Annotated in this window: 11 protein-coding genes; 2 read left to right on the top strand and 9 right to left on the bottom strand. The window is 43.1% G+C overall.

Going from position 1 to position 12157, the window contains the following annotated elements:
* Nucleotides 1–37: 37 nt before the first annotated feature.
* The 3 genes from MHB37_RS13680 to MHB37_RS13670 all read right to left on the bottom strand — a co-directional run bounded on the left by MHB37_RS13680 (nucleotide 38) and on the right by MHB37_RS13670 (nucleotide 3313).
* Nucleotides 38–901 carry a carbohydrate ABC transporter permease gene (locus tag MHB37_RS13680; RefSeq protein ID WP_038570403.1) on the bottom strand — a complete coding sequence of 288 codons (864 nt, stop codon included), beginning with the start codon at nucleotides 899–901 and terminating at the stop codon, nucleotides 38–40.
* Complete coding sequence (locus tag MHB37_RS13675; protein ID WP_405169498.1) at nucleotides 898–1851, bottom strand: carbohydrate ABC transporter permease; 954 nt, start codon at nucleotides 1849–1851, stop codon at nucleotides 898–900. Before MHB37_RS13675 ends, MHB37_RS13680 begins: the two co-directional genes overlap by 4 nt.
* Before the next feature lie 103 nt (nucleotides 1852–1954).
* Nucleotides 1955–3313: an ABC transporter substrate-binding protein gene (locus MHB37_RS13670; RefSeq protein ID WP_076218205.1), complete on the bottom strand. Its 1359-nt coding sequence runs from the start codon at nucleotides 3311–3313 to the stop codon at nucleotides 1955–1957.
* A gap of 270 nt (nucleotides 3314–3583) precedes the next feature.
* On the opposite strand from MHB37_RS13670, the gene MHB37_RS13665 reads away from it, so the two are divergent.
* Nucleotides 3584–3796, top strand: coding sequence for a hypothetical protein (locus MHB37_RS13665; protein ID WP_076125931.1), 213 nt, complete (start codon nucleotides 3584–3586; stop codon nucleotides 3794–3796).
* Between the two features lie 78 nt (nucleotides 3797–3874).
* Here MHB37_RS13665 and MHB37_RS13660 read toward each other — a convergent pair whose 3' ends face one another.
* The 4 genes from MHB37_RS13660 to MHB37_RS13645 all read right to left on the bottom strand — a co-directional run bounded on the left by MHB37_RS13660 (nucleotide 3875) and on the right by MHB37_RS13645 (nucleotide 7455).
* Nucleotides 3875–4036: a hypothetical protein gene (locus MHB37_RS13660; protein WP_172628809.1), complete on the bottom strand. Its 162-nt coding sequence runs from the start codon at nucleotides 4034–4036 to the stop codon at nucleotides 3875–3877.
* A 144-nt stretch (nucleotides 4037–4180) separates the two neighbouring features.
* Nucleotides 4181–5074 (bottom strand): polysaccharide deacetylase family protein, encoded by an 894-nt coding sequence (locus MHB37_RS13655; RefSeq protein WP_341171756.1) that lies wholly within the window; start codon nucleotides 5072–5074, stop codon nucleotides 4181–4183.
* Nucleotides 5075–5212: 138 nt separating this feature from the next.
* The gene (locus tag MHB37_RS13650; protein ID WP_076125930.1) at nucleotides 5213–5806 is read right to left on the bottom strand and encodes a TIGR00730 family Rossman fold protein; all 594 of its coding nucleotides are present in this window, start codon (nucleotides 5804–5806) and stop codon (nucleotides 5213–5215) included.
* Nucleotides 5807–5895: 89 nt separating this feature from the next.
* Nucleotides 5896–7455, bottom strand: coding sequence for a hypothetical protein (locus MHB37_RS13645; RefSeq protein WP_405169497.1), 1560 nt, complete (start codon nucleotides 7453–7455; stop codon nucleotides 5896–5898).
* Nucleotides 7456–7649: 194 nt separating this feature from the next.
* On the opposite strand from MHB37_RS13645, the gene MHB37_RS13640 reads away from it, so the two are divergent.
* Entirely contained in the window at nucleotides 7650–8321 is a 672-nt protein-coding gene (locus tag MHB37_RS13640; protein ID WP_076183453.1) for a lipopolysaccharide assembly protein LapB, read from the top strand.
* Nucleotides 8322–8406: 85 nt separating this feature from the next.
* On the opposite strand, the gene MHB37_RS13635 is transcribed toward MHB37_RS13640, so the two are convergent.
* Complete coding sequence (locus MHB37_RS13635) at nucleotides 8407–11568, bottom strand: MMPL family transporter (protein WP_405169496.1); 3162 nt, start codon at nucleotides 11566–11568, stop codon at nucleotides 8407–8409.
* Nucleotides 11565–12020 (bottom strand): MarR family winged helix-turn-helix transcriptional regulator, encoded by a 456-nt coding sequence (locus MHB37_RS13630; protein ID WP_038570382.1) that lies wholly within the window; start codon nucleotides 12018–12020, stop codon nucleotides 11565–11567. Before MHB37_RS13630 ends, MHB37_RS13635 begins: the two co-directional genes overlap by 4 nt.
* Between the last annotated feature and the right edge of the window lie 137 nt (nucleotides 12021–12157).

Genomic DNA, 12157 nt, shown 5'->3' with positions numbered 1-12157 from the left:
AAAACCGCCTATTCCCTGTAAAGATCAAAAAGTAAGATCAGCTCTTAATAGCTCCTGAAGTAAGTCCAGCAATCACCCAGCGGCTAAATAACAGGAATACAATCAGCAGTGGCAAGGTTGCCGTAAATGTTGCTGACATGATCATTCCGTAGTCTAGACCATCGCGATTGGAGAACAGCTGCTGGAGCGCAATCTGAATTGTGAAATGCTCTTGATTCTTCAGTACCACTAAAGGCCAGAAGAAGTCATTCCAAACGGTCATAAAATTCAGTATACCTAGTGTAGCCATAGCTGGAGTAATGACCGGGATAGCGATGTTCCAGAAGATCCGGAAATGTCCGCCGCCATCGATCCGACCTGCTTCAATCAATTCCGTATGTACAGCTGTAGTGATATACTGCCGCATCCAGAAGATCCCGAAGGCATTAACCATCGCCGGAACAATAAGTGCCTTGAAAGAGTCTATCCAGTGGAGCTTGGCCATAATTACGTAAGTAGGTAATACACCAAGCTGCTGTGGCACAAATAATGTAGCAATTACAAAGTAGAACAGAAAATTTTTAAACGGAAATTCATATTTGGCAAAGGCATAACCTGCCAGTGTACAGAAAAACACGACTGATATTGTAACCATAGATGAGACAAATAATGAGTTGCCCAAGGCTTGAAAGAAGTCTGTTTTGTCCAGTACCCGCTGGAAATTCTCAAAAAACTGGTCTCCAACCGTAAGCAAAGGTGGCACATGGAATACTGCGCCTCTGTCATTAGTGCCAACTACAAACATCCAGTAAAAAGGAAAGATGGACACGAGCGCACCAACAATCAGCAGCAGATAAAATCCTAACTTGCCTATGATCCCTAGATCATCCGGATCTTTTTTAAATACACGCAGCGTACTCACGCTTTACCCCCTCCCGTTTCTCCACCCATGCGATTTGAGACCAGCATATTGAGGACAGAGAAAATAATCGTGACCAGGAACAGCAAGACTGCCGTAGCTGCTGCCGTACCAAAAAATCCGTTGCGGAATGCTTCGCTATACAAATAAGTAACCATAGTGATTCCTTCCTGACGTGTAGATCCAGTTCCCGCTTGGCCCAAAAATACATAAGGCTCAGTGAACAGCTGCAAGGCACCTATAGTTGAAAGCAAGGTAACAAATACAATGAATGGCTTCAATAGCGGTAACGTTATAAAGGTTAGCTGTTGTCTTCTGTTCGCACCGTCAATACGTGCCGCTTCATATAGATCCGTAGGGATACTTTGCAAGCCTGATAGAAAAATAATGGCATTATATCCCGTCCAGCGCCACATTACCATTGTAGAAATGGCGATTTTAACGCCCCACCAGCCAGAGTTGAAGGCCATACTATCCAGTCCCAAGCCGTTTAGTATCCAGTTGATCATTCCGTTGTTGCCAAACAGTGTACTGAACACGAGCGTAACCGCAACGATAGACGTAATATTAGGCATAAAAAATAAAACCCGGAACGTCTTCTTAAAGCGAGTCATCGCCGAATTCAACAAAACAGCAATCAATAGAGCTAGTAATATCTGTGGAACAGTACCCATAAGCCCCATAATTAACGTGTTGCTAAAAGAAATCCAAAAGGTCGGATCACTTGTGACCAGATCATAGTTTTTCCACCCTACAAATTTCATAGGATTCAGGGCATCCCATTTAAAGAACGAGAGATAGATCGTGAAAAAGATCGGATATAGTCCAAATATCGAGAACAGAATAAAAAAGGGCGAAATAAACGTGTAAGCAGTGATGCGGCTCCTTCTTTGTTCAGTTAAAAAGCGGCGCTTGCTCTCGGCATGCGGACTTGAAATAACAGGTTGTGCCATGTCACACCTCCAGGTAATCTAACGTGTAAATCCGAATTCACAGAGAATGTTTCACTCTATGAATCCGGACCTTCTAGAAATTGAATTTCATAAGCTTGAAATCTTAGCTGCGTTCAGCCAATGTTTTCGCTTGTTTTACTGCTTCGTTCCATTCTTTGGTCGGATCTGCTTTTTTCTCCAACACATTTTTCAATGCGTTTTTGAAGAAAGTATCGGTTTGGTCATGAAGCGGTCCGTAGTATACAGGTTTTACCCGGTTTGCTGCTTTACCGAATTCTACAGCGGTTTGTTGTCCACCGAAGAAATCATCTTTGAAGTCTACGAATGCAGGATCTTCATACAGGGCAGGAATAGAAGGCATAAGGCCTTTGGTTTTGAAAGATTCCAGTTGGTTTTCCTTGTTATCCATCCATGCGATAAAGTCATAAGCTTCTTTCGAGTGTTTGCCTTCTTTTGGCAGCGTCAGGAACGAGCCACCCCAGTTACCAGCACCTTCAGGGAGCTGAGCAATTTTCCATTTGCCAGAGGAGTCTGGAGCATTACTCTTAACATTTCCCGCCATCCAAGCCGGTCCCATAACTACTGCAAATGAACCGTCGTTCATGCCTTGACCCCATTCAGGAGACCAGAGCATAACATTGCTGATCCAGCCTTCTTGAATACCTTTAACCGTGAAATCATAAGCTTTTTTGACTTGCGGATTGGTATCTCCGATAAAGCTGCCATCAGCTTTGCTGAAATAGATTTCATCAGCAGATTGATCACGCAAAGCATTAAAGGTAAGATCCGTAAGGTCTACAAATGGTTTGCCTGTTTTCTCTTTGAAAGCTTTGGCAACAGCTGCGAACTTATCCCAAGTATCAATAGCAGCGCCGAATCCTTCTGAATCACTTGGCAGTCCAGCTTCTTCAGCCAAATCTGTGCGGTAATATACAACCGTTGGACCGATATCTGTTGGAAGACCTAGCTGGAAGCTGCCATCTACGGAAGAAGCTTGTTTCCATTTCCAATCCAGATAGTTGGCTTGAATATCTTTGGCACCCAGATCATTCAGGTTATAGAACTTGTCCTGAGCGTTGATGAAACGTTCCATGAAACCGATTTCAAGTTGGAAAATATCAGGCGCACCCGATCCAGCCGACAAAGCAGTGGTCAAATTATTATGGTGAGCGGTTTGGTCACCGGTATTTTGCACTTTGATCGTAATGTTTGGATGTTCCTTAGTGTACTCCTTCGCTAAATCCTCGTAGTTCACGTTGCCCAGTGTCCAGAAAGAAAGTTCGATTTTCTCAGCCGGTTCTGTTCCCTCATCCTTAGTAGGTTCACTTGTGCTTGCTGCGTTGTTACCTGCATTTTTGTTTGATGTGTTGTTGTTCTCGGCGTTGTTGCCTCCGCATGCTGCCAGTGAACCTACGAGCATGATAGCGACTAACGATAGCGCCAAGTGTTTTACTTTATTCATTCCCCTGTACCCCTTTCAAAGGTTTCTCTTACAAGAATTAGTGTACAGGGTTTAAATTCTTTTTTTGAGGAGGTAAACTTCCGATTTATGGTGGAAATAATTACGAAACCATTCATATCTATGTTATGTCTAAGGAGGGAGTATAAAATTTCGTCCAAATATGTTCCTCACAGAATACGTGTACTTCATCTTAAATTGGATTTCTTGTGCTTCCGCAGGTATACTATTTTTATTTCTTACTTCATTACATGATCAAAGGAGTTATTACCCATGCCCATTAACCGCCCGCTGCTAAGCGACAGCGATTTCCAAGAAGCCGTTGACCGCAAATTACCTGTTCGTGTATTTCAGGACGATCATTTAGTAAATTCAGGAGCAACCGTTGTCCGCTTCACTGATTTCGATGTTGTTATTCAATCTAGAGTTAGTGATCTGACTTACTACTCACGCAAGAGCTGCGAATTTTTTGAGGTCAGACCCTAAAGAAAGCCGGAATGCAATGATCTCTAGGATCATCGCGTTCCGGCTTTCTTTAACAGACATAGGGTATAGCTTTCATCTTTAATTTTTGTTGTAGGTGCTGTACGCTTTCATTTTCTCATTCAGAACTTCCTGGAAACTCATTCTCTTCTTGTCTGCTTTTCCTTGCTTGGGATTGACCACGGGCTGAGGTCTAAAAAACTGATGATTGTAAGCCATAAGATTATGTACGATCACATTCATTGGATTTCAACCTCCTTCCGTGATGTTCCTGAAATTTGCATTTCTGCTTGGTTACTTACGGCTTATTTACCCAGCTTCTCCAAAGTTTAAACAGTTTTATCAGATTCATATTAAAAAATGAAAAAGTGCAGCTTTTAGAATATGCTAAATACATCTTTGTAAATCACGTATGTCTTTCCACGAAATAAGTTTAATCTCCTTATTGATAATCAATTCCTTAATTTCAATATCATTTAGAAGACGATATTCCAATTCTCTTTCTGTATAACATTTCGTTATTGCTATTAATTGATCTGTTATTTTAGATGGATGTATAGTTAACTGTGTTATTCCAGGTTTTAAATTCTTTAACAATTCAGTTAATCTCATTTTCATTTTGCTATATTCCGCAGCAGGGTAAAAACAGTAAGGAAGAGAAATTATATCATCGATTAATAAAATCCCCCTTTCTTTTGCTGAAGAAATTCTTTTTTGAAACAATCTCAACTGATCATTATTAAAAAAGGGTTGTTCTAATATCCTAATAGGTAAATTAAAGGGCAGGCGGTACTTTTCACACAAATCAAATATTATTTCTATAAAATCTCGTCCAGTGTATAACCCCATGATACTCCCCCCATGACTATCCAGATGAGTTGGATCAATGTCTTGTATGATTGCACTTTGGATTTGCGATTCTAACTCTAATCTAATCTCGTCATCAGCAGCGTTTCTTTCCAGAAGAGTGGCATCTTGATGAAAATACCCTTCCCCCGTAATTAAGCTACTCAAGATTTTTTCTTTGAATACTGGTTGATACGGATATTTCTCGCCACTCGTTAGCGTTAGATGAATTCCAATATTCTTTATTCCTTTCCAATTAATTATCTTTATAGCGTCATTTGAGTCTGGGCAAGGCATCATAATAGATGTGGATGTTATAGCTTTTCCTTCAAATAAGTTAACAATAGCTTCATTAGTTCCTTTAGTTATTCCGAAATCGTCGGCATTAATTATTAACAGACGGTCGTCAGCCGCAAAGCCTAATTTTCGAATCATAAGCCTTCCCCCTATTACTAAATGATTTTACAAAAAGAAAAAAAATAAGAACGTAGACACCGTGAAGTGTTTGCGTCCTTATTTTGAATAGCGTGCTAAACCAATTATTCGCACCTTAGAGCAGTGGAAACCTTGAATCTAGCGCTGAGACGGGAACCTTGCTTTCCCCTTCTCATCATTATTATGATCCACTCGCCCTCTCATCAGTTCAAGCAGATATTCGGGTTCTGAGTTCATATGCAGCATTTGAAGTGCAGTTTTTGGTGCAAAACCTTCAGCCACACTATGGGAGATCAAGGCTTGCAGTGGATTAAAATAACCTCGAACATTCAGCAGCCCTATAGGCTTCTGATGAATACCAATCTGCATCCAGCACAGAATTTCAAATAGCTCATCGAAGGTTCCAAGACCTCCCGGCAAAGCAATAAAAGCATCCGCCATACCGCTCATTACCGCCTTACGTTCATGCATACTAGAGACCTCAATCAGATTCGTCAATCCGGAGTGTCTGATTTCATCTTGAAAAAGATCCACTGGCATAATTCCTACAGCTTCGCCACCATTAGCGAGTACCCCGTCCGCAACCTGTCCCATAAGGCCATTCCGCGAACCTCCATAGACCAACCTACAGCCTTGTGCCGCTATATGATAACCTAATTCCCTAGCCATTTCCGTATATTCAGAGTTAAGACCTGGATTCGATCCGGCAAACACACATATTGTAAAAGCCATTCCTATCACTCCAGACTGGTTATTATGGTGAAATTGAGATTAGTTCACTTATTGTACCTCAGAATATTAATATATGTGTTAAATGTAAGTCATCTTTTTGTTTGTAATGTTAATTGGTACAGCGTACTATTCCACTCCGCAGATAGACCTGTAGCTTTGGCCAAAGCCGCTGCTGGCACTAGAGAAGTATAGCTTACTTTAATGGATTCTGCTGATGGTAATGAAATTTTCTTCCCAGCTTTCGTCAACGTCAGTTCCCCCTCCAAAGACAGGGTATATCCCAGACTTTCTGCTACATCCCTAATCGGTACTTTTACACTTCCATCCATAAAAATAGCAGACTGTGCGGAATCCATTTTTTGACCATCTACAATTACAGTAACAGGCTTTAAAATAGGAGATATAGTAAAAGGACGTGAATCAACCGCGCTAATTCCGAGTTGACCAAACCTATTTGTTCCCCAAGCCACAGCTGTTCCATCCTTCAGGACTGCATACTTACTATTCTCACCCATGGCAAAAGAAACAGGATCACTCAATCCTTTTATTAACTTAGGCTGCGTAAAAACTAAACGGTTGTCGGTTGATGGTTGGGTACTCCAAGTCCACACGGTGCCATCTTTTTTAACAGCTGCAAAGTTGTCTAAATCCAGCGTAAGTTTTGAGATCGTTTTTACGGCTGTAATCTTTTGCAGACCTTGTAGTGAGGTACCAGCTTTCCATACCCAGTATTCTCCTTTTTTATTGCCAACAAGATTGAACCCGTTTTTCGTCTGGACAGATACAATATCCGTAAGACCTGGCATCTTGCTCATCGTGACTTCGTTATAATTATTGCTGTCAATTGTTCCCCAGACGCTCCCGCTCTCGGTTAAAGCCAGTATACTGCGATCGCTCATAGAGACGGACTTTACATGGTATAAATCCTTAACTGGGGTCGGTTTCTTCATCACATTCGTGTTCTCTGTTTGCGGGATAGCACTCCAAATCCACAGGGTACCGTTAGTTCGAATGGCGGCATGATAAATACTGCTTCCGATCCACTTCACTTCGCTCAAACCCTGTACCTTAGTGGCAGCGGGCAGCTCTGTATAGCCCACATCTGAAGCTTCTGGAGGATTCCACTGGAGTAGACTTCCATCGTTTCTCAAAGCTAATGCACTATGCAATCCTGACGATATACTAACCACATCACTCATTCCTGAGATCCTTTGAGGAAGCAGAACCTTGTGTTGTTTAGCACTTGCCCCATTGCCAGCTTCTGCTACACTCTTATCCCGATAATCTCCCCAAGCCTTAACCGTGCCGTCTTCGTTCAGCGCTACATAGTACGCTTCGCCGATCGCCAGCTGTTTCGTATGTTCAAGCCCAGCTATTTTATGGGGAGTAATCGTCCACCCCTCAGGCCCGGCGGTACCATTAGCAAATTGACCAAAAACATTACTCCCCCAGGACCAAACATTTCCGTCAGTTCCCACCGCAAAAGAGCTTCCACCCCAAAAACCAGGCGAAGCAACAATCTCCTTAATCCCACCCAACTTCCCAGGTGATGGAGCTGCACTTATAACTTGAGGGACAGACAATGCAGTCAGCAGACTTGAACAAACCAACAAACTAAACAGCCTTAGCTTCCTTGAAAATAAGTGCATCTTGATTTTCCCTTCTTATGATATTATTGTAATTATTATTTCTATTACACTAAGACGCTATAAAGCTGACAAAAGTTGTAGTTTATCTTAAATCCCGGGATTCAGATTGGTTTGAATTATGATATAATTACGCTGCCTTAGATCTGCTCTTATTCAACCGCAATACCGGAACCAAATGATCATGGAGGGAAATCATGCTTAAATTTATAGGTATTATGATGCTTTTCAGATTAGTGGGCAACCCTTTTCTGGCTTTATTCATCCTGCTTGTTATCTTATATTTCTTAGATCGGCGATACGTGGGAATTTTCCCTAGTATTACAAAGCCCTTCAAACGGGTGCGGCAAATCTCCAAGCTGCGCACAACAGTATCTTTGAATCCAAATGATGTTTCTGCTAAATTTGATTTAGCCCGGAATCTGTCAGAACGTAAAAAATACAAGGAAGCCAAGGATATCCTGCTACAGATCGAAGACCGTTACGAACAATCTGCCGAATATTGGGTGGAGCTGGGTCATGTGAATCTTAAGCTGGGCGCTTTGGAAGAAGGCGAAGATCAGATGCTTCGAGGTCTAGAAATCAACCGAAAAGCCCAATATGGTCAGCCATATCTTCGGTTAGCGGAAACCTTCCGCCATACAGATCACGATAAAGCGTTGCATTACGTTACTCAATTTCAAGAGATTCAGTCTTCCTCTAGTGAAGCCTATTATTTAGCCGGCTCCATGTACAAAGCATTGGGCAGAACTGAGGATGCTAAACGTGCTTTCGACGAATCCACCGCCATCTACCGTTCGCTACCCAAATATAAAAAACGGCAAGAACGCGGCTGGGCGTTACGTAGCTTTTTTGCCAAAATGAAATAAACTTTGTACTTATATTTTCACAAAAAAACCTCTAGCCGCCTATTTATTTAGGCAAACACTAGAGGTTTTTTGCTGTGTAGAGTGATTACATGTTTACATCTTGTTTAGTGGGTTCTCCACTTTGTTTGACCGCAAATGGCCACCAGTTCCCACGGCCGAAGATCCGTACCATAACAGGAACAAAAAACGGCAAGAAGATTAGTGCATACAAGGCCAATCCTACAAGCACCACTGTTGCAATCTGCATCATCGACAATACGCCTGAAGGGTACATCGAAGCGAAGGTACCGCCCAAAATAACTACCGCCGAAAGAATGACTGTTCCCATATTGCGCATAGCATGCAGGATCGCTTCCCGCACATCCCAAGTTTTATATTCGTTAAAGCGGGCCATTAAGAAAATACTATAATCTACTCCAAGTGCAATCAGCATAACAAAGCTGAAGAATGGCGTTGTCCAGGTAATCCCTTCAAAGTGCAGAAGGTGAACAAATATAGCCTCTGTAACACCCAATGCTGAAAAATAAGTAATCAAAAGAGAAATAATAAGGTAAATCGGCATTACGATTGAACGAAGCAGCAACACCAAGATAATGAAGATCCCACCCAGCATCAAGATTACTGTACGTGTGTAGTCTTCGTTGGAAATATTACGCAAATCGTTCTGGCTGCTTGTAACCCCGCTGATTGCAGACTCTGCATTTTCCAGCTTCGTACCTTTCACTGCACGATCTACTGCTGCTTGAATATCATCAACACTGTCAATAGCTTCTGAACTATATGGATTCTCAGTGAATACTACATCCAGCGTCATTACCTTACGGTCGTCAGACAAGTAGGTATTAAATACCTGCTCTATGCCTTCAGCTTCAAGAGCCTCAGCCGGTACAAAGAATCCACTCAGCTCATCATCCTTAGCCGCTTGAATCTGATTCAAATAATCTTGTGCAGAGCCCAGCCCACTGGTAATTTGTTCCAATCCGTTTGCACTGTCGCTTAATCCAGTAGTTAAGGCTCCTATCTGCCCTGTTAATTGACCAAACCCATCCGCAAGCTGCTGCTGTCCACCTTGCAATTGATCTAGGCCACTAGTAATGGATGGAATTTTATCTACGATCTGTCCTTGACCTGCTGCGGCCTGCTCCAGCCCAGATTGCAGCTGACCGATGCCCGCAACAAGCTTAGCTAAACCTTGTGCGAGTGCAGTTTGCCCAGCCGAAGCTTTGGCATAGCCAGCATTCGCCTCATTTAAGCCTGCTGCTGCTCCTTTAAGCTGCTCTGAGATCTGCCCAAGACCCGCTGCCAGCTGAGCAGCCCCAGTACCACTCTGCGTTACGGTGCCTTTAATGGTCAGATAATTAACATCCTGCAGAATTTCCGGATAACTGCTCTCAAGACCATTAAAAGAACCATCAAGTCCCTTCAACGCTTCTGCCACACCTTGCAGCTGCTGCGGAAGCTGCCCAAGCCCTTGATCCAGCGCAGTTAAACCGCTGCCGATTTTTTTATATCCCTCCAGCAGCTTCGTATTGGCATCCGCAAGCTGCTTGGCACTAGCAGCTGCCTGTTGAAGTCCTGCTTTGATCTCTCCTGCACCAGCTGAGCCGCTTTTTATTCCGCTCTCAATACGTGCCAGCCCATCGCCTAACGCGACGATTCCATCTTTCAGTTCTGCTGTGCCTTCCGTCAGCTTAGCGCTGCCTTGAGCAGCCTCTGTAAGCTTAGGTGCATTTTCACTCAGCTGTTTACTAGCTTCAGACAATCCCGTTTGAATCTTGGTCAGTCCCTCACTGGTCTGATCCAGACCGTCAGATAAAGTCCCCACCTGATTCGGGATTAAGAAATCACTGATCAGCTCTCCGGTTGGACGAGACATGCTGCGCACTGATTTTACGCTGTCCACTTTTTCCAGCTCGCGGCTGATTTTTTCTGCAAGTCCAAGATATTCTGAAGTATCCATCCGGTCATCATTTTTGATTACGATCTTGCCAGGCATGGATTCACCCGGCCCGAAGCTATCCGAAATGATGTTAAATCCTTTTACCGAGGCATATTCCGAGCCAATTTCCTCCAAGCTGTTGAAGGACAGCTTTCCGCTATAGGTAACAAGGAACGGAGCTACGATTACTGCAACAATTAGCAGCGCGGCCCATGGTCTTTTTAAGGAAAAAGAACCTGCTGCTCCCCAAATACGGCTCTCACTGTGCTCCAGCTTCCCGCGTGAAGGCCAGAAGAGCTTTTTGCCAAGTACCGCCATGAAGAATGGAACAATGGTTACAAGCGCCAGCAGCATAACCGCAATCCCCACGGCAACGGCTACCGCCGAGCGATACAGAATGAATTTGGATAATCCAATCGCTACAAAACCTACGAATACCGCAAGTCCGGAATAGAACACCGTTCCCCCAGCCTTACGGTAGGTTGCAATAATAGCACTTTTGGTATCTTCTGCTGTCATCATTTCTTCTTTAAAACGACTAATTAACAGGATACAATAATCCGTACCAATCCCGAACATGACCGCAACCATAAAGATTTGAGTAAATGTAGATAATGGAAAATCATAACGGTCCACTAAAAAAGCCACAACGGACTGAGAAACAATATAGCTGAGTCCTACCGTCAGTAGCGGAACAAACGGTGCCACGAACGAACGGAATACCACGAACAGGATAAGTAAAATAAAGACTACCGTAATATATTCCGATTTCTTAAGCCCGGCTTCCGAGCTAGCAATCATATCCTCAGTAATCAAACCCTCACTGGTTAAATAATGATCCGCCTTAACATCTGTGAGTAATTCATCCACTTTATCAGGAAGTGCGGTGACAGACTCTCCTCCGCCCTTGATAGACAACGCCACCATTATCGTCTTGCCATCCTTGGCAATCAACGTTTCCTTAAGCTCACTTTGTGAAAAAGAATCGGTGATGGAATCGATCTGCAGCGTCTCCTTATTCGCAGCCAACTTCTCAACGCCCTGCTGGATACTAGCTGTTTCATCGGCTCCGATTCCCTCTGGATTATTGAATACAAGAGCTACCTGATGCAGTGTCTCTCCGCCCTTATCATTCGCCGCTTCCTTTAAGATTTCTGCCGCTCTAGATGAGGAATAGCCATCAGGTACAGTAACCTGCCCCTTCTCACGTACAAGATCAGAGAACGAAGGGGCCGTCATGACCAAAACTACGGCCACAGCGAGCCAGATTGCGATAACCGCCCATCTTGCTTTTAGAATCGTCTTCATGGATTCTTCCCTCCATCATCATTCTGAATTAAATTCGCCAGCTTCTCGAACATCATGACGAACATTTCAATATCCTTCTCTTCAAAATGAAACAAATACGGGGAAATCACTTCATGTACCTGCGTCTCCGCTGCTTCAAAAACTTTTTTTCCGTGCTCAGACATCGACAAATACACCTGGCGGCGATCATTCTCGTCACGAGTTCGCTCGATTATACCCGCTTGCACCAATCTGTTAATGATTGCAGTAATGGAGCTTTTACCCACGCAAAAAGATTCAGCAAGATATGTAGACGTACATTGTTCCTGAGCATTAATCAACCGAAGAATTTGATACTGATCATTCGTTGTCTCCGCAGCAATACTATCTTTAATTCTTGCTGCTACTTGTCTTGTCACAATCAAATAAGCATCCATGTAGCGATTGATCCAATGTTGCACTTCGTTATCCAAAGCTTCCTACCTCCAAAATATAGTTCAACTATCGAACAGTTTCATTGTCAAACTATAATACCTGCTTTTATAAAAGTCAATTGGCTTTTTTTCGGGCATTTAAAGGCAAAACGCAAAAAAAACAGGCCGAGATTCCT

The organism is Paenibacillus sp. FSL H3-0286 (assembly GCF_045040705.1).
Classification (GTDB): Bacteria; Bacillota; Bacilli; order Paenibacillales; family Paenibacillaceae; genus Paenibacillus_AQ; species Paenibacillus_AQ odorifer.
Note: the sequence above shows the minus strand (reverse complement) of the source record. Positions and strands in the feature narration are given on the sequence as shown.